Raw genomic sequence first — 26,010 nt, 5'->3', positions numbered from 1 at the left:
TTTTAAAGCTTGAGTTTACATTTTTAACTCACTTTAACTGCATTATTATTAAGAATTAACGATAAAATAAGAAAATATATAAACGATTCTTTTAAGCAGAAGTCTTTTGTTGAATCAGCAAAATAGCATCGTTCACATTTCGAAGTTTTTCCATGTCTTCATTTTTGAATTCAATACTAAAGACATCCTCAATATCCAAAATTATATCTACAAGATGGGCTGAATTAATGTTCAGCTCACGGGTTAAATCACTATCAAGATTTATTTCTTTTGCTGAAACATCTTCGGGTAAATATGTTTTAATTATGGGCTCAAGAAGTGCGAAAATTTCTTTCGAAGTCATGATATCTAATTTTTTTTAAAGATAGCACAAGCGTTCACATCACCAAAACCAAAACTGGCCTTGGCTATGGTTTGTAACGATGTTTTGAGTAGTTTCGTCGAAATTTTATCAGAAGAAATCAATGTTGTTATTTTTGGATGCAAATTTTCACAATTTACATTGGGAAAAATGAACCCTTTATGAAGCTGAATGATGGAAGAAACTATTTCAATGCTTCCACTTGCCGCCAAGCAATGGCCCACCATTCCTTTCAGTGAATTTATATACGGAAAGTCCACTCCTTTTCTGTCAAGGGCGAGACTCCAATTCTCAATTTCATCCGGATCTTTTATTGTTGCAGTTAAATGCCCATGGATATAATCAATTTCCGAGGCGGAAATATTTGCGTTCTGCAATGCATTTTTAATACATTTCTGTATCGCCACTCCATTTGGTGCGGTCATACTACCTTCCCCTCTTTGCCCGCCATTGTTTACGGCGCCGCCTAAAATTTCGGCATAAATAGTTGCATTCCTTTTTTGAGCACTTTCCAAAGATTCCAAAAGATAGGCTCCCGCCCCACTCCCCGGAACAAAGCCGTTAGCTTCTGCGCTCATTGGTCCTGCTACTTCATCTGGAGAATCGTTGTATTTATAAGTGGTAACCTTCATTGCGTCAAAACCGCCCCAAATATACGGGCCGCTATCGCTAGTGCTGCCACAAAGCATATAGGTTGCTTTTCCGTTTGCAATTTGCTCATAACCCATCAACAGTGCTTCTGTACCGGTAGCACAGGCAGATGAGTTTGCGGTTACCATATTTCCGGCACCAATTAATCCGCCGAGATATGCGCTCACTCCGCTGGTCATTGTTTGTGCTACAGAATTACTACCCAAACGCCGCACATTTTTATCGTCTATTTTATATATGGCTTCGCGAAATTTTTCGACCCCGCTTGTACCGCTTCCGAAGATAATCCCTAAATCCCATAGCGGTTCTTCGTCATTTTTTGCCGGTTGCAACTGCGCATCTTTTAAGGCATCCATTCCCGCAATAATACCGTATAAAATTCCGCTACTGTTGAAATTTCGAAGTTGCAGTTCTGAGAGATATTCCCGTTTTTTTTCTTCGGAAATAATTGGCATTCCTCCTAACTGACAACTAAAATTAAGGTCGCGCAACTCTGGGAAAAAACGGATTCCCGACTTTCCACATTGTATGGCCTCGGTAAATTCCGGCACTCCCACCCCATTCGGCGAGACCACTCCAAGACCAGTAATTACTACGCGTTTCTTCATTTTAAGGTTTAAAAGTTTATAGGTTTAAAAGTTTATAGGTTTAAAGTTTAGGAAGACTGTTATGAAACTCATTCTTTATTCTTTTTCCCATTGATCATCATTCCACTTAAAGTTCCCAAGGCTACTACTTCAGCTTTTTCATTCATCATCCGCACTTTGCACTTTAATTTTTGAAATCTAAAATATATTTTTTCTGAAACAACGGTAATTTTTTCACCTGGATAGACAGGAATATAAAATTCCATTTCGTTGCTGCTGAGCGCAAATGTGGTTTTTTTTGAAATGGCTTCTTCCATTAAAAGATAGATTCCGAAACAAACCAACCCAATCTGTGCCATACATTCCGTTAAAATAACGCCCGGTGTTACTGGATTGCCTTTGAAATGTCCTCTGTAAAAGAAAGCGTCTGGTTGAAATGTATAGGTGCCCTTTATTGCTTCTTCCGAAACAGAAAGAATTTCGTCCACAAACAAAAAAGGCTCGGAATACGGTAGTGAATCAAGAATATCTTTATATGTCAAAATCTAAAATTGTTTATTATCTGAGGCTTTCCCCGCCATCTACTTTAAGAATGGTTCCGTTTATCCAATCAGCTTCTTTTTTACAAAGCAAAAACACAACGTTTGCAACATCTTCAGGTTGTGTCAAACGTCCAAATGGATTTCTCTTTTTTGCCATTTTTGCAAGTTCCTCGCTCCCCGGAATTACCAAAAACGAAGGAGTTTCGGTAGTTCCAGCCTGAATGCAGTTGGTTGTTATATCAAGTGGGGCAAATTCCACAGCCATATTTCGCATCAATGCTTCAAGCACTGATTTTGCTGCCGAAACCGCACCATAACCGGACCAAACCCTGCTATTGCCTTCACTGGTAAAAGCTATATTTCTTGCTTTTTTGGTAAAAATTTCGTGCTGGATCAATATTTGGGTCCACTCATACCAGCTTGTTGCCATTGCGTGAATGGTAATATCAAAATCTTGTTTTGAAAGGGTTTTATTTTCAGAGCCTCGCATTGTTTTTAAACTGCCCTTTGCGATGCTGTGCAATAACAATTTAACGCTATTCTTTGGAAATTCTTGAACAATTGCATCCCGAACATCTTTACTTAAAGCATCCTGATTAAAGGTTTTAACTGAAACTCCAAATGATTCCATTGCCTTTACTTCTTTCTCAAATGCTGCCAAATTGCTTTTTCGATCCCGATGGACAATACAAACATTCATTCCTTGGGAAGCAAGTTTTTTAGCACTGGCAAGACCAAGCCCGCTGCTGCCCCCCAAAATTATTGCCCATTGATTTTCAAATTGTTTCATAAATAATTTTCAATCTGTATAAAGAAATTTTAAAATTTCAATAAAACCCGTTGTGCCGAAAAACCGGGGCCAAAACTGAGCATCAACCCTAAATCGCCGCTTGCAGGTTTTCTATCCATAAATCTTTCCAAAACATAAAGTACGGTTGCACTGCTCATATTTCCGTACAATTTAAGTACTTCTTTGGTATCTTCAATGTTTTTGCCCAAGCTCCCGAATAAATCCTCAACCGTTTCAACAATTTTTCGCCCCCCCGGATGAAAAATAAGATGGTCAATATCCTTTATCTCCAAATTATTTTTTTTAAGAAAAGGATGCACGATATCTGGGAAATGTTCCGTGATCTTTTCGGGAACGCCTTTGTCAAGAATCATTTGAAGTCCAGTGTTTACAAGCTTAAAGCCCATCATATCCGTTGCATCATAAAAATGATACATTTCTTCTGCAAGTATTTCCGGGCCCGTATCTTTTTCATTAGAAGAAAGCAAAACACAGGCTGCTCCATCACCAAAAATTGCCGCGCTAACAATATTCACCATTGAATAATCTTCCAATTGGAAAGTAGCGGTGGGCGCTTCCAAGGCAATTACGGCGGCACGTTTTCCGGGATTTGCCTTTAAAAAATTATTTGCATAAATAATCCCCGAAACCCCGGCCGCACAGCCCATTTCGGTAACGGGAAGGCGGACAATGTCCTGCTTCATTTTCAGTTCATTAATCAAATAGGCATCAACCGACGGAATCATAATTCCTGTGCAGCTAACGGTAATAATAAAATCTACATCCGTAGGTTTCCAATGAGCTTTTTTCAACGCTTTTTCAAGACATTGCTTCCCTAGTTTTGTTATTTCGCGAACATAAATATCGTTGCGTTCCTCAAAACTCGTGTTTGTAAAGACTTCTATAGGATCCATAATGGAATAGCGTTTATCCACGCCCGCTCCTTCAAATATTTTTATCACTTTTCGCTGAAAACGGCTGTCCTGCCCACTCATCCATTGTTTTACAAACGGAATTACTTCCGCAGTGTTTCTACTGTGGGCCGGCAACTGTTTTGCTACTGTGGTTATTTTTACGCTCATATCGTTTTTTTGAGTACCCATTGATAGCGGAAGGCCCACCGCCAATGGATTTCACTTTTTTGATTTGGGATTTTTTTTGAAATATATTCAAGTTCATCTTTTTTAAAACCTCTCGCAATGGAAATCAGACCATCATGTTTTGCCGTATCGGTTTTTAAAAACAAGTTACTCACAATTTTAAATAAGTTGAAGGCTATTCTGCTTCTTTGCAAATCGTTAATTACCAAGCCGTTATTTGATTTTTTTAAAAGAATCTTTAATAATTCCGCAATACTTTCATCACTGAAGTGGTGCAAAAACAGCGTACATACTGCAATATCGCAATTCGGAATTAATTCTTCCTCCAAAAAAACATCAACTTTTTGAAATTTTATATTTGGAAAATCCTTGCTTTGGTTTTCAGCATACTCCAAAATATTTTTATTGAAATCCAACCCGATGCATTTCAATTTTAGACCATTATTTTCTGCATATTTTGCACAATTTCGAAGCAACTGGCCATCGCCACAACCAATATCCAAAATTGTGATTGGTTCCTTTTTTGAATTGCCGCGTAAAAGTTTTTCAATTCCATCAAGCGTAACCTTGTTGCCGCCCAGCCATTTGTTTACATATTTCAAATCGCCCAAAAGATTTTTCATTTCTTCCCCTTGGAAATCCAAATCGTCCATAATTTCCAATTGTTGGGATCTGTATTTATTGCTGAAAGTAATCATACAGCTTTGGTTCCGTGGGTTTTTTCAATAATTTTCGGCACTATTGAAGGAACAATCCGGGCCATTGAAAACCCTACTTTTGAAGCAAATGGATCCATCAAAACGCGTTGAATAAATCTTCCGGTTTTTAATCTTCCTTCAAATTCGTTTTTCCATTGGGTTGTATATTGTTCTTCCAGTTTCATTCTATCAAAATTGCTATTTTTAAGCGCATCAAGAAACAATTCCGAAAAAATCTGTGCACCTCTTATTGCCATTGCCATTCCATTACCGCAAAGCGGGTGGATAAGTCCTGCACTATCACCAATCATAAAGATATGGTTTTCCACAGGTTTTTTTTTCTGAAACGATACTTGGCTAATAGTTAGTGGTTTTTTGAAGATTGGTTTTGCTTCCTTAAAAAAGCTTTCCAAAAAGGGGTTTTTAGAAAGCTCTTTTTTTTGGAACATATCAATATCACCATATTTTTTAAAAGATTTAAAAGTACTTAAATAGCAAGCGTTAACAACGTTTGTCTCGGTTTTGCTTAACCCACAATAGCCACCTTTAAAATTGTGCAACGCCACAGTATTCTCGGGAAAATCATATTCATAGTGTGCTTTCACAGCAAGCCAAGGCGAAGTTTGCTGCATAAATTTTCGGTTTAAAAATGAATCCAAATTAGATCTCTTTCCGAAGGCGCCAATGACGAAATCTGCATTCAAAACTTCCTTTCCTTGGGTTGTCACCGAAAAATATTTTTTTTTGAAATTTATTTTTTCAACAGTGTCAAAAATTATTTCAGCTTTACTTTGCAATGATTCAAACAATAAATTATCAAAGGCATAGCGGCTAATTCCAAATCCTCCGAGTGGTAAATTTACTTTTAAAGGAATTCCTTTTAAATCAGTAATCTCAAATTTTGATATTTTTTTGGCCCCTACTGAAAATGGGTCAATTCCCAATGAGTTTAAAAAGGGTAATATTTCGTTGCTAACATACTCGCCACAGACTTTATGATTTGGATATTCATTTTTTTCAATCAAACAAACCTTAAAGTTGTTGTTAGCGAGATTTAATGCCACAGTAAGCCCTGCCAGACCTCCACCAATAACTATAATATCTCTTTTCACTTTGTCTGCCATCTTTGCGTTAAAGCTAAAAAAAAATCCCGACCAAAAAGAGGTGCGGGATTTTTAATAAGTTTAAATTTCTAATTATTCTCCAGCTTGCTGTTTGGCTTCCTTCTTCATTTTTTCATTTGGAATTATAGCAAGGTTTACTCGGCGGTTTTTAGCACGGCCTTCAGCAGTAGTGTTGTCTGCAACTGGAGCTGTTTCGCCATACCAATTGGTAGTAAATCTTCCAGCTCCTAAATTTTTGTTCTGTACAAAATAATTAGTAACGGACTGGGCTCTATTTTTTGAAAGTGTCATGTTCATTTCATCAGCACCTACGCTATCTGTATGGCCCACAACAAGTACATCTGTGTCAGGGTATTCTTTTAGAACATTTGCCAATTTATCTAAAGTGGCTTGAGATGCAGCATTGATGTTATATTTGGCAGTGTCAAAATAAACCCCACTATTTTCATCAAATGTAATCACAATTCCATCGTCAACTCTTTCTACTTGAGCACCGGGGATTTCTTGCTCAATTTTTTGGGCCTGTTTATCCATTTTGCTTCCAATAAGAACTCCAGCTCCACCTCCAACTACTCCACCAATTACGGCTCCAAGTTCTCCATTTCCGCCTTTCCCAATATTATTACCAAGAATTGCTCCCAATACTGCTCCAGATGCAGCTCCAATTACAGCACCTTTTTGTTTATTGTTAGCATTTTTGGTTGCCTCACAGCTTCCGAGACTTAAAATAAGAGTGAAAGCTAAAGCTACTAATGCGGTTTGTTTAAAATATGTTCTCATAATTTTTAATCGTTTATTTTAGAAAAGTTAATATTTATTTTGAAAGGCTTGCCGTCCAAACTAACCGTTTGTTCCCAACGCATAGAAGAATCGTTAAGTTGGGCAAGGCGTAATCTAAATCCAGCATTTGTCTCGGATTTTCCTTTGGCATTTGTTGGTTTTAGCATAAAATCATATAATCCAGAAGCAGGATCAATTTCTATTATAGTAAAGATAAAATCACGCTGACCAGTTGGACAGTTTGAGTTATCAATAGTATAATTTCCTGTATTGTTATTAGGTATAAATCGCCAAGTACTTCCTTCAAAACACTCTACGGAAGTGTCGTTGAATAGGGTAACATTATATGTTCCCGAAGAATCGTAGCTAATATTATCTAAATTCCAATAACCTTTAATAACTTTCTTAGATTCTTGAACGGTTTTTGGTGTTCCACAAGAAAATGCTGTAGCCGCTATTAGGGCTAAAATGAGGATTTTTTTCATAAATGATAGTTTGTGTTAAAAATGAGATTAGTAGTTTTTTTATCTTTTAAATAATCTTGAGAGTAAGGATATTACTAAAAGAACTATAAAGATGTAAAAAATAATTTTTGCTATATCAGCCGCACCTTCTGAGATGCCACCAAACCCAAAAATTGCTGCAACGATTGCAATTACTAGAAAAATAACGATCCAACGTAACATAATTTGTATATTTTAATGATTAGTATGGTACTAATTTAAATAACAATTTTAACGTTTGGATTGTCTTTATCTAAAGTTTAACAGCGAATGTTAAATTATTAGTAAGAAAGTAAATCTAATAGGTTTTCTTTAAATTTTTCTTTAGGAAGATAGGCAGATTCTAAATTTGCTGCAAAAGGAATAGGTGTTTCCAAACTGGCAACCCGCTTCACTGGAGCGTCCAAATTTTCAAAACAGTTTTCCATTATTAGTGCAGAAATATCTGAGGCAATCCCCCCAAACATAGAATCTTCTTGAAGTATAATTACCTTCCCGGTCTTCTTCACTGAATTGTATATTGCTTCAGTATCTAAAGGAACTAATGTCCGTAAGTCAATTAAGTCTGCACTTATTTCTTGGTTTTGCTCTAAAGTATCCAAGGCCCAATGTACCCCGGCACCGTAAGTTATTATTGTAACGTCCTTTCCTTCTTTTAAAAGAGAAGCTTTTCCCAATGGCAGTGTGTAATAATCTGTTGGCACATCTTGTCTAATACTTCTGTATAATGCTTTATGTTCAAAAAACATCACTGGATTTGGATCCTCAATACTTGTTGCCAATAACCCTTTTGCATCATACGGAAAAGCTGGGTAAACAACCTTTAAGCCAGGAGTATGCGTAAACCATGCTTCATTGGTTTGGCTGTGAAACGGTCCCGCTCCCACTCCTGCGCCACAGGGCATCCTTACAACCACATCTGCTTTTTCGCTCCATCTATAGTGACTTTTCGCTAGATAATTGATTATTGGGTTAAAGCCCGAAGTGACAAAATCAGCAAATTGCATCTCTACAATCGCTTTGTATCCATTAATGGAAAGCCCCATTGCCGCAGAAACAATCGCCGATTCACATATAGGTGTATTGCGCACACGGTCTTTCCCGAATTGCTCCACAAATCCTTCCGTTATTTTGAAAACTCCGCCGTATTCAGCAACATCCTGGCCCATTATCACAAGATTGTCGTGACGTTCCATAGATTGTTTTAAACCTTGCGAAATAGCATCGATTAAACGTATGTTTTCTTTTTTTGAATTTTCTTTAACTTCCTGATATTTAAACTCTTTGTAAACATCATTTAATTCATTAGCTTCAGTAGATTCAATTTTTGGTTCAGCAAAGGCAATGTCTAAATTTTCATCTATTTCGTGCTTAAACTCATCTTTAAATTCCTGAATTTTTTCTTCGGAAAGAACTCCTTCGTTCAACAAATAACTTTCATAATTCAGAAGTGGATCGCGCAAGCCCCATTCGTCTATTAAGTCTGTCGGAACATATTTTGTACCACTCGCCTCTTCGTGGCCGCGCATTCTGAAGGTTTTGAATTCCAATAGCACCGGACGCGGATTTATCCGCATACTTTCAACCAAGTCCTTCAATTTTGTATAAACTTCCAATATATTGTTACCTTCAATAATATGCGATTCCATGCCGTAGCCTTTGCCGCGGTCTGCTATATTTTCACAGTTATATTGTTCATTGGTTGGCGTTGAAAGGCCATAACCATTATTTTCTACACAAAACAAAACCGGAAGTTGCCAAACAGAAGCAACGTTCAGCGCTTCGTGAATGTCGCCTTCGCTCGTTCCGCCTTCGCCTGTGAAAACAGCACACACTTTATTGTTTCCCTTTAATTTGTTTGCCAACGCAATTCCATCGGCAACGCCAAATTGTGGCCCTAAATGCGAAATCATCCCAACAATGTGAAATTCCTGCGTTCCAAAGTGAAAACTTCTGTCGCGTCCTTTGGTAAAACCGTTCGCCTTTCCCTGCCATTGCGAAAACAACCTGTGCAACGGAATGTCGCGCATCGTGAAAACTGCAAGGTTTCTGTGCATAGGTAAAATGTATTCGTCTTTGTCCAAAACCGCCGTAATTCCTACTGAAATTGCTTCCTGCCCAATTCCACTGAACCATTTTGAAACTTTTCCTTGGCGAAGAAGAATGAGCATTTTTTCTTCTATCATTCTCGGTTTGAGCATACCTCGGTAAAGTTTCAACAAAATTTCATTATCAAGGTCTTTTCGGTTATAATCAAAGAAAATATGTGGCGTGGTTTCTGGTTTCATCATAATAATTTTGCAGTACCAAAAGTAGAAAAAAACCCTTTGCCACAAGGATAATTAAAGCAAAATTTAGCTGTGGAAAAACTTTTACAATTTGGTATCTTTGTAAGCTAATTTCAATTGCTATGAATAATATACCCAGTGTAGATTTGGCCGATTTTCTATCTGAAGATCAAAAAAGAAAACAAAAATTTGTAAACGAAATTGGTTCTGCATATGAAGACATAGGCTTTGTTTCGCTTAAAAACCACTTTCTCAGCGACGATTTGGTTGAAGAACTTTATAAAGAAGTGAAAAGTTTTTTTGCCCTTCCACTTGAAATAAAGGAAAAATATGAAATTGAAGGACTTGGTGGACAGCGCGGTTATATTTCCTTCGGAAAAGAACACGCTAAAGGAAAGAAAGAAGGAGATTTGAAAGAGTTTTGGCACTTTGGCCAAGAACCTGCTGCAGATGCAAAACTGATTGAAGAATACCCAAAAAATGTTCAGGTAAAAGAATTGCCAGATTTCAATCACACAGGGATGGAGGCATACCGAATGCTTGAAAAAACAGGAATTTATGTACTTCGTGCATTGGCACTTTATATTGGTTTGGATGAATTTTATTTTGACCATTGGGCAACAAACGGAAATAGCATTTTACGCCCAATACACTACCCTCCTATCACTGAAGAACCAAAAGGAGCCGTACGAGCTGGAGCTCATGGTGATATAAATTTAATCACTTTATTGATGGGCGCATCGGCTGGTGGCCTTCAAGTTTTAAGAAAAGATGGCGAATGGATTGATGCAATCCCAAACGAGGATGAACTTGTTATCAATGTTGGCGATATGCTTGAAAGGCATACCAACAACAAATTACGATCAACTATTCATCGTGTTATAAATCCACCGCGAGAGGAATGGGGAAGTCCACGCTATTCTATCCCTTTCTTTATGCATCCTCGCAGCGATATGAAATTGAATTGTTTGCCGGAATGTATTGATGCCGAACATGAAAAAGCGTATGATGACATTACGGCTGGTGAGTTTTTGCACCAGCGTTTGGTAGAAATTGGCTTAATTAAAAAGTAATGGATTTAAAAGATCAATTAAAAAATCTTTTCCCAGATCACGAACCAAATGAAATTCCCGAAACTGAGGAAGAATCTACTATTTGGATGCAGGATGATCCTTTGATCTGCAAATATGAAAAGCGAAAAGGCAAACCAATAACTATTATTGAAGGATATACTGGCGCAGATTCAGATTTTAAAATTTTGGCGAAGGAAATAAAACAATTATTGAGTGTCGGCGGAAGTTTTAAGAATGAACAAATCATAATCCAAGGTGATTATCGCGATAAGATTATGCAGTTTTTAAAGGATAAAGGTTTTAAAGTGAAAAGAGTTGGGGGATAAATTTTAAAAATGAAAATAGAAGAATCTGAATTAATACTAACCCCAGAAGGCAAAATCTATCATTTAGATCTTGCTCCATCACAGTTGGCGCCCACAATTATAACTGTAGGAGATCCTGACCGCGTGGAAATGGTTTCAAAATATTTTGACACTATTGAAACAACAGCGAAGCATCGCGAGTTTAAAACTCACACTGGTACTTATAAAGGGAAGCGCATTAGCGTGATTTCTACTGGAATTGGCCCAGACAATATTGATATCGTTTTCAATGAACTGGACGCTTTAATAAATATAGATTTTGAAAAAAGGCAGGCAAAGAAAAAGCTAACATCGCTGAATATTATTAGAATTGGAACCTCTGGAGGTTTAACACCTGATGTAAAAGTAGATAGTTTTTTAATCAGTACGCTAGGCATTGGATTAGATAATGTAATGCATTATTATGCAAAAACAGATAAAATATTCAATCGCGATTTTGCACAGGCATTTATAGACCACACGCAGTGGAATCCTGACAACTCTGTTCCATATGCCGTTGAAGCTGACAAGGAATTGGTGAAAAAGTTTACTTCAGAAAAAACAAAGCAGGGCATTACCATCACTAACGTTGGATTTTATGGGCCGCAAGGGCGCGTGCTTCGTGCAAAATTGAAAGACGAAAATTTAAATGAAAAGTTAGCCTCTTTTCGTTATAAAAAGAAAAAAATCACCAATTTAGAAATGGAAACGGCCACTATGTACGGAATGGCAAAACTTTTGGGCCATCGGGCACTTTCCATGAATGCTATCATCGCCAACCGTGCATCTGGAACTTTTAGTAAAGATGCTTCAAAAACAATCGAATCACTTATTCAATACACTTTGGAAATAATTGCTAAATGAAAAATTTTTTAATCGGCGGCGTGCCGGAACATTTCAACTTGCCTTGGTACATTGCACTTCGCGATAAAAAATTCCATGAAAAAGGAATAAATCTACGTTGGAAAGATTTCGCAGGCGGAACTGGCCAAATGTGCCGCGCACTTCGGGAAAAGGAAATTGATATGGCCGTAATCCTTACCGAAGGAATGGTTCGTGATATTATAAAAGGTAATGAAAGCAAAATTGTACAGGTTTTTGTTAAATCGCCTTTGCTTTGGGGAATCCACGTAGCCGCAAATTCGGATTATGAGAGCGTTTCAGATTTAAAAGGAACCGAAGCTGCTATCAGTCGTTATGGTTCAGGTTCGCATTTAATGGCGTTTGTAAATGCTGAAAATCACGATTGGAATTTGAAGAATGATTTAAACTTTAAAGTTATAAAAGACTTGGATGGAGCGTTGGAAGGGCTACCCAAAGGAAATGGCGATTATTTTATGTGGGAAAAATTTATGACCAAACCACACGTTGACAACGGTACTTTCCGATTGGTCGGCATGTCTCCAACCCCTTGGCCAAGTTTTGTGATAGCCGTTCGGAATGATGTTTTGGAGAATGACACAAAAAGCATAAAAGCTATCTTGGGAGTTATAAATGCTGTAACTGAGAATTTTAAAACATTACCAAACATTGATGAAGTGATAGCTAAACGTTATGGTCAAAAAATTGAAGATGTGCGGGAATGGCTTTCTTTAACTGAATGGAGCGATCGACAATTGACTTCAAAAGAGCTGGAAAACATTCAACAAAAACTTTTGGACTTAGATTTAATTGAGTCTAAAATTCAGAAAGACAACATCTTACAAAATTTCTAAAAAAAATCTTAAAATTTACGCAACCCGAAAGTAGACTCTGCATCTTATTGGTATAAAACCAAGTATTATGACTACTTTTTTAATCGTTTTGGGCGCGTTGTTAGTCACAAACTTCTTGCTATTGCAATTTAGCTGCAACGACGCCACAGAACCCGAAACACCTGAAGAAGAATAGAAAATCTCTCCCCGTTCTATTCTTTATTATTTCAACAGTAATTTACCAATTTATTGGTTCTTTACCATTTTTATTTAAATACTGATTTGTTTTACTGAAGTGTTTGTTACCAAACCAATACCCTCTGTTTGCCGCCAGTGGCGATGGATGGCCACTGGTTAAAACCAGATGTTTTGAACTGTTAACCTTTGCTCCTTTCTTTTTTGCAGGTCCTCCCCAAAGCATAAAAACCAAGCCTTCCCTTTCCTGTGAAAGTTTTTCAATAACGGCATCCGTAAATTTTTCCCATCCCCTATTTTGATGGCTTCCAGCTTGGTGTGCACGAACAGTCAAGGTTGCATTTAAAAGCAAAACCCCTTGATTTGCCCAGCGTTCCAAATTTCCATTGCTCGGAATAGGCGTTCCAATATCAGTCCTTATTTCTTCAAATATATTTTTTAACGAAGGTGGAGTCGCTACATTTTCACCCACAGAAAAACACAAACCATGCGCCTGTCCGTCGCCGTGATACGGGTCCTGACCTATTATCACTACTTTCACTTCATTAAAAGGCGTATGGTTGAATGCCGAAAAAATCTGCTTTCCCGGCGGAAAACATTTTGTGGAGGAATATTCATTTTTTACAAATTCCACTAAATTTTTGAAATAAGGCTTTTCAAATTCTTCCTTTAAAATCGCCTTCCATCCGGGCTCAATTGTTACCTCCATTATTGTTACTTTTGTATGATTGCTGAAAAAGTAAAATTAATGGAAATAAAACGGAAAGCCCGTATTGACAGTAAAACTTTAGAGGATTTAGAATTTCCTGCCGTGCTTCGGCAAGTTGCAGAATTTTGTGTAACCGAACCTGGTCGCGAAGCCATTTTGGCTATAAAACCTTTTGAGGAATTTTCTGAAATTGAGCCAGAATTGCAGCGTGTTAAGGAATTTACGGCTTCGTTTGATGGTGACAACAGAATCCCAAATCACGGTTTTGATCCTATTTTTAGGGAGCTTCGTTTGCTCGAAATTGAAAACAGTAGTCTTGAAATTTCCGGTTTTCTAAAGATTCTTTCCATTTCTGAAACCACGCGGATTCTTTTGAAATTCTTTAAGAAATTTGAAGAATTTTATATTCACTTGAATTCCTTTTCGGAAGAAGTAAATTACACTTCTATCATTTCCGAAGAAATAACCAAACGCGTTGACAAATACGGTGAAATAAAGGATGAGGCTTCCACCGAGCTTGGCACGATTCGAAGAAGATTGAATGTTGTAAAAGGAAAGATTAATTCCTCTTTCACAAAAGCACTTTCACAGTACGCACAGAGTGATTATTTGGATGAAATCCGAGAGTCGGTGGTAGAGAACCGCCGCGTACTTGCCGTAAAAGCGATGCACCGCAAAAAGGTGAAAGGCGCCGTTTTGGGCAGTTCCAAGACGGGAAGCATTGTTTACATAGAACCGCAGGAAACGCTGGAATATGCCAACGAACTCAGCAATTTAATTTACGAGGAAGACGAAGAAATAAAACGTATTCTAAAAGCGATGACGGAATTTGTGCGTCCACATGTATCGATTTTGGCAAGCTATCAGGAATATTTGATAACGATGGACGTGCTTTACGCGAAAGCAAAATATGCTTTAAAAATAAACGGCGTGTTGCCCATTATCGTTTCGGAAAAAAAGATTTCGCTTCAAAAAGCATTTCATCCACTGTTGTTGGTTTCAAACAATAAAAGGAAAGAAAAAACATTTCCGCAAAGCATTGAATTGGTTCCCGATAAACGAATCATTGTAATCTCCGGACCCAACGCCGGCGGGAAAAGTATCACGCTAAAAACCGTTGGGCTTTTGCAGGTTATGCTCCAAAGTGGTTTGCTGATTTCCGCCGAACCGCAAAGTGAAATGTGCTTTTTTAAACGGATTTTGACCGATATTGGCGATAACCAATCCATCGAAAACCACCTAAGCACCTATAGCTATCGTTTAAAAAAGATGAATCAATTTCTAAAAAAGTGCAATAACAAAACACTTTTTCTTATTGATGAATTTGGAACCGGAAGCGACCCCGAACTCGGTGGCGCTTTGGCAGAAACATTTTTGGAAGTTTTTTACGAACGCGAAGCTTTCGGGATAATCACCACACATTACACCAATTTAAAATTGTTGGCGAATGAATTGCCGCACGCTATAAATGCGAACATGCAGTTCGACAATAAGTCGTTGGAACCGTTGTACCAGTTGCACTTGGGAGAAGCGGGAAGCAGCTATACCTTTGAGGTTGCGCAGAAAAACGGAATTCCGTACAGTTTAATCAACAAAGCGAAAAAGAAGATTGAGCGCGGCAAAGTGCGTTTTGATAAAACCATCGCCAATCTTCAAAAGGAGCGTTCAAATCTTCGGAAAACTTCTGAATCCTTGAAAAATGAGGAACAAAAAGCTAGGATTGAAGGCAAACAATTGGAAGAAGTGAACGCCCGCGTGCAGGAAAAATTGGAAAGCTATCAGGAATTGTTTGATGCAAATCAAAAGCTTATAAGCTTGGGAAAAAAGGTCGATGTACTTTCTGAAAAATATTTCAACAATAAACAGAAAAAGCAGTTGATTGACGAGTTGATGAAACTTGTAATGATTGAAAACAGCAAACGAAAAAAGCTTGCACCAAAAGTGAAAAAGGTTGTAAAAGCTAAAGAGCGAGAGGTTATTAAAGAAGTTGAAAAGAAAGTTGAAGTTATTCGCGAGCGTAAAAAAGAGGAAAAGGAAAAAGCAAAAAAATTACCACCACCAAAACCAAAAGTTGCCTTAAAAATTGGAGACCGAGTGCGAATGATTGACGGCCGTGCCATTGGAACAATTGATATTATTGAGAAAAATAAGGCAATCGTTAATTATGGAATGTTTACAACCAATGTAAGTTTGGAGGAACTTGAAAAAGTATGAAAAAAGTTTACAGTTTTCAGTCGCAGATTTCAGTAAAACTGTATACTGTGACTGAGACTGAATACTAAATATGAAAAATAAAGACCAAAAAATAATCCTCTTTGACGGCGTTTGCAATCTCTGCAACGGCGCGGTTACTTATATCATTAAACGCGACAAAAACAACGTTTTTAAATTTGCGGCGCTTCAAAGTGAAATTGGTCAACAACTGATTTCAAAATTCAACATAGACACTTCAAAAGTAGATTCCATCATTTTTATTGATGGCGAAAAACATTACACAAAATCCTCAGCGGCACTTCATATTGCCAAACAGCTGTCGGGCGCTTATCCCCTACTTTTCGGATTTATGATTGTACCAAAATTCCTCAGAAATTCAGTTTACGATTACATTGCCAAAAACCGCTATAAATGGTTCGGCAAAAAGGAAAGCTGTATGATTCCGACTGCAGAGTTGAAATCTAAATTTCTTTAGCGCTTCCAAATAATTCGTAAAATTCTTATTTCTCTTCCAATAAAAGCTAGCAATATAAATCCAATCTATTGTTGGTCTACTTTATTGCTCTATTCATAAAATGCTCTATGTTAATATTTTAACCGTTAACCGTTCATTAACCGAAGCGAGCAACATATCTTTTTACATTAGCCCCGAATCAAAAAAACAATTCACAATGAAAAATTTTTTACTAATAATTTTCCTTGCATTTTCCACCGTGGGTTTTGCACAGGATTGTACGGTCGCAGCCACTGTGCCTTACAACGAAGATTTTAGCGCGGGTGCTCCCGCTTGTTGGACGTATGAAAATACAGATAATGCAAATCCAGTTTGGGGTTATAACAACAGCATTGACCTTACCGGAAACGGAACCAACGATCCATTTGTTGGGCTTATTCCACAAAATGTTTCGAACAGGGAAAAAGACGATTGGGCATTTACCAGAAAAATCCAAATGGAAGCTGGCACAGAGTACCAAATTTCAGTTGATTATAATTCCTTAGGCCTTGGAAATGCAGTAGCTGATGAGAATTTTGAACTTGTTATTAGTGATGCTCCCAACTCAACAGCAACTTTTAGTGAGGTTATTGGCACCTATAACAATATTTTACAACAAGGTACATTTCCAGGTAATGGAAGCGGTAACGACATTAAAACTAATGCATATAATGCTTTGGAAAATTTCACACCAACAACTTCTGGCGAATATTATGTAGCCATCCACGCGCTTGGTGCTTCAGGAACGGATTCTGGCGTTTTCTTGGTGTTCAATACTTCTGTGGAAGAAGCGCCAATAGATTGTTCTGTTGCGATTGCAGTTCCATATTTTGAAGATTTTAGTGCAGGAGCTCCAGTTTGCTGGACGTATGAGAATACAGACAATGCAAATCCAATTTGGGCTTATAACAACAGCATCGACCTTACCGGAAATGGAACCAACGATCCATTTGTTGGGCTTATTCCACAAAATGTTTCGAACAGGGAAAAAGACGATTGGGCCTTTACCAGAAAAATCCAGATGGATGCGGGAACAGCATACCAAATTTCGATTGACTATAATTCCTTAGGCCTCGGAAATGCAGTTGCCGACGAGAATTTTGAACTTGTTATTACTGACGCTCCAAATTCAACGGCAACTTTTAGCGAGGTTATTGGCACCTATAATAATATTTTGCAACAAGGTACTTTTCCAGGTAATGGAAGCGGTAACGATATTAAAACAAATGCTTACAATGCTTTGGAAAATTTCACACCAACAACTTCTGGCGAATATTATGTAGCCATCCATGCGCTTGGTGCTTCAGGAACGGATTCCGGTGTTTTCTTGGTGTTTAATACTTCTGTGGAAGAAGCGCCGATTGATTGTTCTACAGCGGCAACCGTTCCCTATTTAGAAGATTTCAGCAACGGCGATCCTGATTGCTGGGCATATAAAGATACAGATGGAATTTCACCGGAATGGACCTATTTTGATGCCATTGATTTAGATGGCGATGGAACGGACGATCCTTTTTACGGATTGATTCCCCAAGCTGTACAGTTTGTAGAAAAGGACGATTGGGCGTTTTCAAAGAAAATACAAATGGAGGCCGGAACACAATATTATGTTTCAGCACTTTACAACGCGCTTAATTTAGGAAATACAACTGCTTTTGAAAGTTTTGAATTGGTAATTACCGATGCCCAAAACTCAACAGCAACTTTCAGTGAAGTATTGGGAACTTATACCGATATTTCGCAACAAGGCGTTTTTCCAGGGCAAAACAATGGAAATGACGTAAAATCACAAGCATATCGTTCAGAAGAAGCCTTTACGCCAAGTGTTTCTGGTGAATATTATGTTGCCATACACGCTACTGGTGCTACAGGTAACGAGGCTGGTGGATTCGCGCTTTTTGAGGTTACCGTGAACACAGACCCAATAGTACCTCTTTGTACAGCTGCAACCGTGCCATATACTGAAGACATGAGCAATGGAACCCCAGAATGCTGGGAATATGAGGATACTGACAATATGTTGCCTGTATGGGCATACAACGACCAAACCGATATTACTGGTGACGGAAATAACGATCCGGTTTTAATAATGCTTCCGCAAAACGCAGGAATGACAGCCAAAGACGATTGGGCATTTACCCGAAAGATAGAACTGGTAGCTGGAACTGAATATCTTATTGAAACAGATTATAACGCCCTTAACTTAGGAAACGGTACAGCTTCAGAAAACTTTGAATTGGTGATTACGGACGAACCTAACTCGTCTGCAGCATTTCAAACTGTTTTGGGCACTTACAATGATATTCTTCAACAAGGTACTTTTCCTGGCCAAAATGACGGAAACGACCTAAAATCCCTAGCATACACTGCTTCGGAAACATTTACCCCCACAACTTCAGGAGAGTATTATGTTGCTGTTCACGCAATGGGCGGTAGTGTAGCCGGAGGGTTTTTGTTGTTTGATATGAATGTTTCAGTAAACGTTATTCCTTCGGGCGGCGAGTTGATACTTGTGCCAAATTCAACCATAACTGGTGTAAACGCAAATGGTTCTGCAGCTGCCGGTTATAATACTTCTGAAAACTTTATGTGGGTTGAAAGCAGTGGCGTTCAAAGTATTGGTGGCCTTCCTCCCGGAAATGGAACCGGAGGCGATGTGGAAATGTCTAACGACGGCACTAAAATTGTCGGCCCATATTTGAACCCTGCGAGCAACGCAAAAGAAATGTCAATTTATGACGTGCCGACACAAACTTGGACTCCACTCGGCGGGATTGGAGGACAAAGCGGAGACCAAATTAGCTCTTCTTGGGGAATCTCAGGCGATGGCGAGACAGTTGTTGGTTTAGGATGGCTATCTGCCGGTGGTGCCCACGCAATTTCTTGGACAGAGACTACAGGTGTAATTGATTTAGGCTCTACAGTAACTGATAGAAGCACGAGGGCCGATGCCGTAAGTGAAGACGGTTCCGTAATTGTAGGTTGGCAGGATAGCGCAACTGGTTTTCGTCAAGCAGCTATTTGGACCAACGGAGTGCAACAGCTTATTTATTTCCCAACGGGTGAAAGAGCCTTGGCCGCAGCAGCAATTTCTGATGATGGCGTATGGGTAGGTGGCGAAGGAAGTTCTACAAATAGTTTCCAGGCATACAGATGGAGTGAAGCCACTGGTCTTGAAAATCTGGGGCCCCCATTACAGTCAGGCTGGAGAGGAGCTACTACCGGAGTTTCGGGAGATGGAAGCATTATGGTTGGATTTTATCGTCCGCAAGGCCCAGCTTTATTTGGTAGTGGTTTTATTTGGACGGAAGCCCTTGGCGTAACAGATTTAAACACTTATGCAGAATCTTTGGGAATTGACACCCAAGGTGTTATTATGTCACTTCCACTGAATATTTCAGCAGATGGCACTACAGTAGTTGGTGCAGGTAGAGATGCCAACAACCAACGCGTTGGTTTCATTTTAAAATTAGAACCAACCATTTTGGGAGTTGAAGACCATTCCACTGCACAAGAGTACACTTACTACCCTAACCCGGTACAGGATGTACTTCATATAAAATCTCCGGATTCTTTTGAACGCGTTATGCTTTTCAATATTAACGGACAACTTATTATTGATAAAGCAGTAAACAGCACTAAGGAAGAACTTAATGTTTCTGGACTTTCAAAAGGAATTTATCTTGTGAAGGTTTTAGGCTACAATTCTGTAGAAACCTTTAAAATTATAAAACAATAAATTTACTCCCTTTAAATTGTTTTTTTTAAGCCTCTTTTCATCTTTTTGGAAAGGGGCTTTTTATTGTTTACTTTCTATTCAAGACACAAAATCGCTCATGAAAATCATAAGTTCAAAGAATATGTTAGGTTAACGATAAGTTAACGACTCGCGTTATTTCCTTAACTTTTCACCTAAACAATACATTTACGTCATGCAACTGAAGTTTAAAGGCTTAGTCGCCATTTCAATTTTTACCCTGATCGCGCTTATCGGCATTCAGGGGTATCTTATTTACAATACCTACGAGCTAAAGAAAAAAACGTTCAGCATTGATGCTAGGATGGCTATTTCAAAAGTATATTATACAAAAGAAGTAGATTCCATAATGTGGTTATACCGCAATGATTTCTTTACACAATTGGAGGCATTAAAAAAAGGAGAAATTTCTAAAAAGGATGCTCTTCAACGTTTAAAACAAAAAACCGAGGAAATAAATCCTGGCTTTTTGGCGGTTTATAAAAAAGGAATGGAGGCTGAAATGCCCGGAGTTGATATTCAATTTAAAAAGTCTGTAAGCTCAATCTCAGTTAGTGACAGTTTGGGAAATACAGATACGTTATACAAAGAAGATGATCCGGATAAAATCATGTTGCTCGGTGAAAATTTTGACTCACAGAATGCCGCACTAATTACATATAGTAACTGGCAAGAGGATCATGATTTCGTAAATAACGGCAATCCAGATTTTTTTAAACTTAATTTTAAGACCAGCATTTTTATGAATGTTTTAAACTGGAATTCCGTTTTAACAAAGGAACTTTCAGTTTTATTTGTTGCTTCCTGCTTGCTGTTTTTATTTGTAGTTGGGCTACTCTATTATTCCATTCAAAATTTGATGAAACAGAAACGTGTGGCTGAAATAAAGACAGATTTCATCAATAACATTACCCACGAACTTAAAACTCCGCTTTCCACGCTTTCACTTGCAACCAAAACCTTGACTAGCGAACACGCCAATGGAAATAAGGAAATTGCCGATGGCGCAGTACAAATAATTGACAGACAGAATACCAGACTCCAAAAGCTGATAGACCAAGTACTGCAAAGCAGTTTGGGCTATCAGGAAATCCAGCTTTCAAAAGAAACTTTTAATGGCAGCATTTTTATGAATGAATTGCTGGACGATTATTTGCTCTCCGTAAATTCTTCAGAAATAAAACTTCACAGAAACATTGACAGTACTGGAATTGCGCTTGAAGCCGATAAATTCTATTTGAGTACGGCAATAATAAATCTGTTGAACAACGCCATAAAATATGGCGGTACTGAATTGACGGTAAGCTACGGAATTGACAAAGCTGATTCCACCCATTACATCAGCATAAAGGATAACGGCATCGGGATTTCTCCAAAATACCAACGCTTCATTTTTGAGAAATTTTATCGCGTGAGCGAAAAAGACACCCATAATTACAAAGGTTTGGGGCTGGGACTTTATTACACAAAGCAAATAATAAAAGCCCACCGCGGAAGCATTTCTGTAGAAAGCGAAGCCAACAAAGGTTCAATATTCACCATTAAAATTCCAATAATATGAAAAACATACTCTTAGCAGAAGATGATTTGGATTTCGGAACCATGCTGAAACAATATTTGGAGCTTAATAAATTCTCTGTTTCTTGGGCAAAGGATGGTAATGAAGGTTTTGAAATTTTTAAGAATGGCGATTTTGACATCTGTATTCTGGATGTAATGATGCCTATTATGGACGGTTTTTCACTTGCGGAAAAAATAATTGAAGTGAATCCGGAAATTCCTTTTCTATTTCTTACAGCCCGTAAAACAAAGGAAGACAGAATAAAAGGTTTAAAACTTGGCGCGGATGATTATGTGGTAAAACCTTTTGAGGCAGAGGAATTGATCCTTCGCATAAAAAATATTATGAACCGTGCGGAACAACAGCGAACCGTTCGCGCCGAACTTCCCCAAAATGAAATCATTTCCATTGGAAAATACGCGTTCGACGCTACAAATCTGGAATTGAAAATTAACGACAAAACCCAAAAGATCACTGAAAAAGAAGCTCGATTGCTTTTTTATCTCTATTCAAACAGAAACCAATTGATAAAACGTGACGATATTCTTCTGCACGTGTGGAACAAAACAGATTTTTTCTCCGGAAGAAGTATGGACGTATTCATTACACGTGTCCGCAAAAGGCTTCAGGACGATCCCAACATCAGTATTGACAGTGTTCGCGGAATAGGTCTGGAATTCAATATTAAAAATTAAATCCAATTATTAATTAAAACAAAGTGAAAATGAAAACTATTACAAAAACAGTACTCGTGGCTGCGATCTTCCTGTTGGGAGCTATTGCCTCGGCCCAAGAGTATTATGGAACTACCACTTTTGGCGATGGCTCCATTGACTTTGCATATCGTTCGGCTATGGACAGCCAAGGCAATGTTTATGCAGCAGGTATTTATTCAGGAACCATTACCATTGGCAACTCTATAACCTGGGCAGGAGGAAATGCCGATGGTTTTTTGGCGAAATATGATAACGATGGAAACCCAGTTTGGGTGAAAGGTTTTGGTGGCGGATTTGACGATGTGGCAACTGATGTTGCTGTGGACGCTAATGACAATCTTTATATAACTGGTTACTTTCAAGGCGCCGGTTCTCAATCTTTCGATGCAGATCCGGGTCCGGGCGTGTACCAATTGAGCCAGCCTTCACCTTTTTTGAGCCGTGATTGTTTTATCATAAAATTGGATAGCAACGGTGATTTTGTTTGGGCAAAGCAAGTAAGTAACCCAGCGGGTGCAAATGTTAACGAAGATTCCAAATCTATCGAAGTTGACAGTGCTGGAAACGTATATATTGGCGGAAGTTTTGTGTATGCTGATTTTGATCCAGACCCGAACACTTCGTTTGAATTATTTTCAACCAATGGTGGCTCTTCGCCTGATGGATTTCTTTTGAAACTGGATACCGAGGGGAATTTTATTTGGGTAAAAACTTTGGGATCAACGGGTATTGTTGAAATAGTGGATATGGAGTTTGACACAAATGAAGATATTTTGATTGGAGGAAGATTCAGAAATACGGTAGATCTTGATCCAAATGCAGGAACTTCAACCTTTACCTCAAACGGAGGCGATGATCTTTTTATGACAAAACTTTCTTCCGATGGTGATTATATTTGGGGTCAGGCGTTTGGTGGTACTGGGTTGGATGTTTTCAAATCGATTAATGACCTGCCTTCTGGAGTTTATGTGGAAGGAATGTTCTCAGGCACCGTTGATTTAGACCCAACGGCTGGTACGAATACCCAAGTTTCCAACGGCCCTTATGATGCTTTTTTAAGCAAATTTGATACCAATGGAAATTATGACTTCAGTTACGTTCTTGGCGGCGAAACTACAGATCTTGAGCATTTTTACGATATAACCGAAGGCTTCAACGGAAACCTTTTTGTAACCGGAGCCTTTAATGGCACAACCGATTTTGACAATAGCGCTGCGGAAGCACTTACAACTTCAAATGGAAAAACGGATAATTTCCTTATGGAAATGACAACTTCGGGTGAATATGTTAACCATTGGACTACAGGTGGCAACAATTCTGAGGATTTTCCACAAGTGTATTTTAATGACGACAACCACATTTTAACAATGGGCTCGTTCAGAAGTACTTCCGTAGATTTTGATCCTTTTGCGGGTGAAGACATTATTAATGTTGTAGGTTTTTATGATGGCTATTTTTCACACTACAACCTTTACAACAACGGAAACGACAATTGTGGTGGCGCCATTGTAGTTGCCTGTGGAGACATTGTTACTGGAGAAACTATTAATGACACAGATTCTGGAGGAAATGAGGCTAACGATGAATTTTACAGCTATACAGGAAACGGTACTCCACAAATAATAACTGTTTCACTTTGTAACGGAACTGATTACGATTCTGCAATTAGAATTTATGATAACTGTGACCTTGCTAACCAAGTAGGTTATAATGATGATAATTGTGGCTTGCAGTCTGAAGCTACTTTCTATTCAGACGGAACCACAACCTATTTTATTATGATAGAAGGTTTCGGGACAAGTGCTGGAAACTTTACGATGGAAATATCTTGCGTAGATACGGCAGTGAACGATGAATGTGAAAATGCTTTACCAATAGCTTGTGGCGAAACAGTTACCGGAACTACTGCCAATGCAACTTTTGACGCTTCTGCCCCAGCCTGTGGCGGCGTTTCAATTACCTCTCCTGGCGTTTGGTATGAATTCACGGATAACAGTGGTTTGGTTACAGATTACACCATTTCACTTTGTAATGGAACGGATTACGACAGTAAATTAACTGTTTATTCAGGAACTTGCGGAGCTTTGGTTTGCGAAACTGCCAATGATGATGCTTGCGGACTTCAATCTGAAGTTTCTTTCCAAAGTGATGGAAATACTACTTATTACATTTTGGTTCACGGCTTCTTGAATGCTACCGGAAACTTTAGTTTGAATGTTGACTGTACTCCAGTGCCACCACCAAACGATATGATTGCTAATGCAATTGATGTTGACCAAATAGGATTCCCTTACACAGATGCTGCGGTTGCAATGCCTGCAGCGACCACTGAAAACGGAAACCCTAACAATTGTGATCTTACGGGAGCTAATGGTGTTTGGTATAAATTCACAACAAACGTTGCTGGAAATGCAGATGCTACAATCGTTACTCCAGCGGGTGCAAGTTCAGTAACTTTTTACACGGCTGCTGATGAAAACGCTACAGAAGCAGATTTGACTTTGGTTGACCAAAATACAAACCAATGTGCGCCGGGCACTTCATCTTCAATATTCACTTTGGCCGACCAGACTTATTACGTTTTTGTAATGAATACAGGTGGAATAACCGATATTCTTATCAATGCTACAGTGCTTGGTATTGAAGACAACACGCTTGATGGTTTTAGTTTTTATCCAAACCCAACAAGTGATGTGGTTAACTTAAAAGCCACTTCAACAATAGATAATGTAGCTATTTACAATCTTTTGGGCCAAAGGGTTATTGAAATGAATAATGCTGCCAATACAATGGAATTAAATGTTTCTAACCTTGCTACAGGAACCTACTTTATGAAGGTTTCCATTGGCGGAGAAATTGGAACCTATAAAGTTATTAAGAACTAATTTTTCATAATTAGATTTAGTTTAGTAATTGAAAAGCGGATGGTTTAACTGTCCGCTTTTTTTTTAATTGATTATTTGTCCAGCATTTAAAGTTCCTGGAGATTCCGCCGTAGGTGCATTCCAAATAAAATCACCGTATTTATTTCCTGTTCCTTTAAGTTGAAGTGAAAAGCCTATTTGTGTTGTAGTTTTAGATTCTTGCACACCAATATCGGTAGAAGTTATTCCATTGGCAGGACCAGTATTGCCAGTTAATATACCTTCGTAACTAAGAAATTGTATGACTAATCCTGCTTTAACAACCGCTATTCCATCTGCTGGTCCATTTTGAATTCCTGGAGCCAAAAATGAAAGGGTTCCCACTCCATTGGACTGATTTGGAATTATTCCGCTCAATGGGATAGTTTGATAATTAGTACCTGTAGTACCATTGTATAATTCAATTGTACAAATACTTAAATCAAAACCTGCAGGACCAGCAATCTCAATAAATTCACCAGAATCAGTACCCATATTTTTATAATGAAATTCATTAATCCAAATTTCAGGTGAAGGAATCGTTACGCAATATATATCATTCCAAAGTCCTCCGTCCCAAATTTGTAAACAGCTTTGTCCACTGCCATTATTCATTACAAAAATCAATAATCCTGCATCAGATATATTTGGAGTTATTGTATTTCTAGCGGGTATATTTGGTACTCGCGGCGGCATTAAGCCTTTATAAGTAAGTCCGCCATCAGAAGTGCTGCTCACTTCAAGCATTGAAGAATTAGTAGGGTTAATTGTTCCAATCCCCACTTGGCCAAACAAATTTCCCATTGTAAAGCCTACGCAAAATAATAAGACAAATTTTTTCATAACTATGATATTTAGTCATAGCTAAGAAGGCAAATTCAAAATAAAAATTAGATCGGGCACTTATTGCCGGGGAGAAGTAATGAA

Annotated in this window: 23 protein-coding genes; 10 read left to right on the top strand and 13 right to left on the bottom strand. The window is 38.3% G+C overall.

Annotation, left to right across the window (positions count from 1 at the left end; all coding sequences use genetic code 11):
- Nucleotides 1-91: 91 nt before the first annotated feature.
- From Q2U82_RS12855 to Q2U82_RS12805, 11 genes are all read right to left on the bottom strand, one after another.
- The gene (locus Q2U82_RS12855) at nucleotides 92-343 is read right to left on the bottom strand and encodes an acyl carrier protein (RefSeq protein WP_410005257.1); all 252 of its coding nucleotides are present in this window, start codon (nucleotides 341-343) and stop codon (nucleotides 92-94) included.
- Nucleotides 344-348: 5 nt separating this feature from the next.
- Nucleotides 349-1,620, bottom strand: a complete 1,272-nt coding sequence (locus Q2U82_RS12850; protein ID WP_410005256.1) for a beta-ketoacyl-[acyl-carrier-protein] synthase family protein — start codon at nucleotides 1,618-1,620, stop codon at nucleotides 349-351.
- Between the two features lie 68 nt (nucleotides 1,621-1,688).
- Complete coding sequence (locus tag Q2U82_RS12845) at nucleotides 1,689-2,141, bottom strand: 3-hydroxyacyl-ACP dehydratase FabZ family protein (protein ID WP_410005255.1); 453 nt, start codon at nucleotides 2,139-2,141, stop codon at nucleotides 1,689-1,691.
- Between the two features lie 16 nt (nucleotides 2,142-2,157).
- Nucleotides 2,158-2,931, bottom strand: a complete 774-nt coding sequence (locus Q2U82_RS12840; RefSeq protein WP_410005254.1) for an SDR family NAD(P)-dependent oxidoreductase — start codon at nucleotides 2,929-2,931, stop codon at nucleotides 2,158-2,160.
- 29 nt (nucleotides 2,932-2,960) lie between these two features.
- Nucleotides 2,961-4,013 (bottom strand): type III polyketide synthase, encoded by a 1,053-nt coding sequence (locus Q2U82_RS12835; protein ID WP_410005253.1) that lies wholly within the window; start codon nucleotides 4,011-4,013, stop codon nucleotides 2,961-2,963.
- Nucleotides 4,010-4,729, bottom strand: a complete 720-nt coding sequence (locus tag Q2U82_RS12830; protein ID WP_410005252.1) for a methyltransferase domain-containing protein — start codon at nucleotides 4,727-4,729, stop codon at nucleotides 4,010-4,012. Before Q2U82_RS12830 ends, Q2U82_RS12835 begins: the two co-directional genes overlap by 4 nt.
- Nucleotides 4,726-5,853, bottom strand: a complete 1,128-nt coding sequence (locus Q2U82_RS12825; protein ID WP_410005251.1) for an NAD(P)/FAD-dependent oxidoreductase — start codon at nucleotides 5,851-5,853, stop codon at nucleotides 4,726-4,728. The genes Q2U82_RS12830 and Q2U82_RS12825 overlap by 4 nt, the downstream gene beginning before the upstream one ends.
- A gap of 72 nt (nucleotides 5,854-5,925) precedes the next feature.
- On the bottom strand, nucleotides 5,926-6,633 hold the full coding sequence (locus tag Q2U82_RS12820) for an OmpA family protein (protein WP_410005250.1): 708 nt from the start codon (nucleotides 6,631-6,633) through the stop codon (nucleotides 5,926-5,928).
- Nucleotides 6,634-6,638: 5 nt separating this feature from the next.
- Nucleotides 6,639-7,118, bottom strand: a complete 480-nt coding sequence (locus Q2U82_RS12815; protein WP_410005249.1) for a lipocalin family protein — start codon at nucleotides 7,116-7,118, stop codon at nucleotides 6,639-6,641.
- Nucleotides 7,119-7,157: 39 nt separating this feature from the next.
- Nucleotides 7,158-7,319, bottom strand: coding sequence for a DUF1328 domain-containing protein (locus tag Q2U82_RS12810; RefSeq protein WP_410005248.1), 162 nt, complete (start codon nucleotides 7,317-7,319; stop codon nucleotides 7,158-7,160).
- A 98-nt stretch (nucleotides 7,320-7,417) separates the two neighbouring features.
- Nucleotides 7,418-9,427 (bottom strand): thiamine pyrophosphate-dependent enzyme, encoded by a 2,010-nt coding sequence (locus tag Q2U82_RS12805; RefSeq protein ID WP_410005247.1) that lies wholly within the window; start codon nucleotides 9,425-9,427, stop codon nucleotides 7,418-7,420.
- Nucleotides 9,428-9,546: 119 nt separating this feature from the next.
- On the opposite strand from Q2U82_RS12805, the gene Q2U82_RS12800 reads away from it, so the two are divergent.
- From Q2U82_RS12800 to Q2U82_RS12785, 4 genes are read left to right on the top strand one after another with little or no spacing between them, the layout of a single operon-like run.
- The gene (locus Q2U82_RS12800) at nucleotides 9,547-10,497 is read left to right on the top strand and encodes an isopenicillin N synthase family dioxygenase (RefSeq protein WP_410005246.1); all 951 of its coding nucleotides are present in this window, start codon (nucleotides 9,547-9,549) and stop codon (nucleotides 10,495-10,497) included.
- A complete protein-coding gene (locus Q2U82_RS12795) occupies nucleotides 10,497-10,823 on the top strand; it encodes a translation initiation factor (protein ID WP_410005245.1) in 327 nt (108 codons plus the stop codon). Before Q2U82_RS12800 ends, Q2U82_RS12795 begins: the two co-directional genes overlap by 1 nt.
- A gap of 9 nt (nucleotides 10,824-10,832) precedes the next feature.
- Entirely contained in the window at nucleotides 10,833-11,705 is an 873-nt protein-coding gene (locus tag Q2U82_RS12790; RefSeq protein ID WP_410005244.1) for a nucleoside phosphorylase, read from the top strand.
- The gene (locus Q2U82_RS12785; protein WP_410005243.1) at nucleotides 11,702-12,556 is read left to right on the top strand and encodes a substrate-binding domain-containing protein; all 855 of its coding nucleotides are present in this window, start codon (nucleotides 11,702-11,704) and stop codon (nucleotides 12,554-12,556) included. Before Q2U82_RS12790 ends, Q2U82_RS12785 begins: the two co-directional genes overlap by 4 nt.
- A gap of 217 nt (nucleotides 12,557-12,773) precedes the next feature.
- On the opposite strand, the gene ung is transcribed toward Q2U82_RS12785, so the two are convergent.
- Nucleotides 12,774-13,439: a uracil-DNA glycosylase gene (ung, locus tag Q2U82_RS12780; RefSeq protein ID WP_410005242.1), complete on the bottom strand. Its 666-nt coding sequence runs from the start codon at nucleotides 13,437-13,439 to the stop codon at nucleotides 12,774-12,776.
- Nucleotides 13,440-13,454: 15 nt separating this feature from the next.
- Between ung and Q2U82_RS12775 the strand changes: the two genes are divergently transcribed.
- The 6 genes from Q2U82_RS12775 (at nucleotide 13,455) to Q2U82_RS12750 (ending at nucleotide 25,065) form a co-directional block, all read left to right on the top strand.
- A complete protein-coding gene (locus tag Q2U82_RS12775) occupies nucleotides 13,455-15,653 on the top strand; it encodes an endonuclease MutS2 (protein WP_410005241.1) in 2,199 nt (732 codons plus the stop codon).
- 70 nt (nucleotides 15,654-15,723) lie between these two features.
- A complete protein-coding gene (locus Q2U82_RS12770; protein WP_410005240.1) occupies nucleotides 15,724-16,128 on the top strand; it encodes a thiol-disulfide oxidoreductase DCC family protein in 405 nt (134 codons plus the stop codon).
- 196 nt (nucleotides 16,129-16,324) lie between these two features.
- Nucleotides 16,325-19,885 carry a T9SS type A sorting domain-containing protein gene (locus tag Q2U82_RS12765; protein ID WP_410005239.1) on the top strand — a complete coding sequence of 1,187 codons (3,561 nt, stop codon included), beginning with the start codon at nucleotides 16,325-16,327 and terminating at the stop codon, nucleotides 19,883-19,885.
- A 193-nt stretch (nucleotides 19,886-20,078) separates the two neighbouring features.
- On the top strand, nucleotides 20,079-21,464 hold the full coding sequence (locus tag Q2U82_RS12760; RefSeq protein ID WP_410005238.1) for a sensor histidine kinase: 1,386 nt from the start codon (nucleotides 20,079-20,081) through the stop codon (nucleotides 21,462-21,464).
- A complete protein-coding gene (locus tag Q2U82_RS12755) occupies nucleotides 21,461-22,159 on the top strand; it encodes a response regulator transcription factor (RefSeq protein ID WP_068760175.1) in 699 nt (232 codons plus the stop codon). The genes Q2U82_RS12760 and Q2U82_RS12755 overlap by 4 nt, the downstream gene beginning before the upstream one ends.
- 29 nt (nucleotides 22,160-22,188) lie before the next feature.
- Nucleotides 22,189-25,065 (top strand): T9SS type A sorting domain-containing protein, encoded by a 2,877-nt coding sequence (locus Q2U82_RS12750; RefSeq protein WP_410005237.1) that lies wholly within the window; start codon nucleotides 22,189-22,191, stop codon nucleotides 25,063-25,065.
- A 63-nt stretch (nucleotides 25,066-25,128) separates the two neighbouring features.
- Here Q2U82_RS12750 and Q2U82_RS12745 read toward each other — a convergent pair whose 3' ends face one another.
- Nucleotides 25,129-25,926, bottom strand: a complete 798-nt coding sequence (locus tag Q2U82_RS12745) for a hypothetical protein (RefSeq protein WP_410005236.1) — start codon at nucleotides 25,924-25,926, stop codon at nucleotides 25,129-25,131.
- Between the last annotated feature and the right edge of the window lie 84 nt (nucleotides 25,927-26,010).

The sequence above is a fragment of the Aequorivita nionensis genome, assembly GCF_046352995.1.
Classification (GTDB): domain Bacteria; phylum Bacteroidota; class Bacteroidia; order Flavobacteriales; family Flavobacteriaceae; genus Aequorivita; species Aequorivita nionensis.
The sequence above is the reverse complement of the archived record's forward strand: the minus strand, read 5'-3'. Positions and strand labels throughout refer to the sequence as shown.

What these genes read in the sequence shown, in the direction of transcription:
- Q2U82_RS12840 (WP_410005254.1), bottom strand. Translation starts at nt 2,931, where the DNA reads ATGAAACAATTTGAAAATCAATGGGCAATAATTTTGGGGGGCAGCAGC.
- Q2U82_RS12790 (WP_410005244.1), top strand. Translation starts at nt 10,833, where the DNA reads ATGAAAATAGAAGAATCTGAATTAATACTAACCCCAGAAGGCAAAATC.
- Q2U82_RS12795 (WP_410005245.1), top strand. Translation starts at nt 10,497, where the DNA reads ATGGATTTAAAAGATCAATTAAAAAATCTTTTCCCAGATCACGAACCA.
- Q2U82_RS12830 (WP_410005252.1), bottom strand. Translation starts at nt 4,729, where the DNA reads ATGATTACTTTCAGCAATAAATACAGATCCCAACAATTGGAAATTATG.
- Q2U82_RS12775 (WP_410005241.1), top strand. Translation starts at nt 13,455, where the DNA reads ATGATTGCTGAAAAAGTAAAATTAATGGAAATAAAACGGAAAGCCCGT.
- Q2U82_RS12785 (WP_410005243.1), top strand. Translation starts at nt 11,702, where the DNA reads ATGAAAAATTTTTTAATCGGCGGCGTGCCGGAACATTTCAACTTGCCT.
- Q2U82_RS12820 (WP_410005250.1), bottom strand. Translation starts at nt 6,633, where the DNA reads ATGAGAACATATTTTAAACAAACCGCATTAGTAGCTTTAGCTTTCACT.
- Q2U82_RS12765 (WP_410005239.1), top strand. Translation starts at nt 16,325, where the DNA reads ATGAAAAATTTTTTACTAATAATTTTCCTTGCATTTTCCACCGTGGGT.
- Q2U82_RS12855 (WP_410005257.1), bottom strand. Translation starts at nt 343, where the DNA reads ATGACTTCGAAAGAAATTTTCGCACTTCTTGAGCCCATAATTAAAACA.
- Q2U82_RS12825 (WP_410005251.1), bottom strand. Translation starts at nt 5,853, where the DNA reads ATGGCAGACAAAGTGAAAAGAGATATTATAGTTATTGGTGGAGGTCTG.
- Q2U82_RS12850 (WP_410005256.1), bottom strand. Translation starts at nt 1,620, where the DNA reads ATGAAGAAACGCGTAGTAATTACTGGTCTTGGAGTGGTCTCGCCGAAT.
- Q2U82_RS12805 (WP_410005247.1), bottom strand. Translation starts at nt 9,427, where the DNA reads ATGATGAAACCAGAAACCACGCCACATATTTTCTTTGATTATAACCGA.
- Q2U82_RS12745 (WP_410005236.1), bottom strand. Translation starts at nt 25,926, where the DNA reads ATGAAAAAATTTGTCTTATTATTTTGCGTAGGCTTTACAATGGGAAAT.
- Q2U82_RS12810 (WP_410005248.1), bottom strand. Translation starts at nt 7,319, where the DNA reads ATGTTACGTTGGATCGTTATTTTTCTAGTAATTGCAATCGTTGCAGCA.
- Q2U82_RS12815 (WP_410005249.1), bottom strand. Translation starts at nt 7,118, where the DNA reads ATGAAAAAAATCCTCATTTTAGCCCTAATAGCGGCTACAGCATTTTCT.
- Q2U82_RS12755 (WP_068760175.1), top strand. Translation starts at nt 21,461, where the DNA reads ATGAAAAACATACTCTTAGCAGAAGATGATTTGGATTTCGGAACCATG.
- Q2U82_RS12800 (WP_410005246.1), top strand. Translation starts at nt 9,547, where the DNA reads ATGAATAATATACCCAGTGTAGATTTGGCCGATTTTCTATCTGAAGAT.
- Q2U82_RS12760 (WP_410005238.1), top strand. Translation starts at nt 20,079, where the DNA reads ATGCAACTGAAGTTTAAAGGCTTAGTCGCCATTTCAATTTTTACCCTG.
- Q2U82_RS12750 (WP_410005237.1), top strand. Translation starts at nt 22,189, where the DNA reads ATGAAAACTATTACAAAAACAGTACTCGTGGCTGCGATCTTCCTGTTG.
- Q2U82_RS12770 (WP_410005240.1), top strand. Translation starts at nt 15,724, where the DNA reads ATGAAAAATAAAGACCAAAAAATAATCCTCTTTGACGGCGTTTGCAAT.
- ung (WP_410005242.1), bottom strand. Translation starts at nt 13,439, where the DNA reads ATGGAGGTAACAATTGAGCCCGGATGGAAGGCGATTTTAAAGGAAGAA.
- Q2U82_RS12835 (WP_410005253.1), bottom strand. Translation starts at nt 4,013, where the DNA reads ATGAGCGTAAAAATAACCACAGTAGCAAAACAGTTGCCGGCCCACAGT.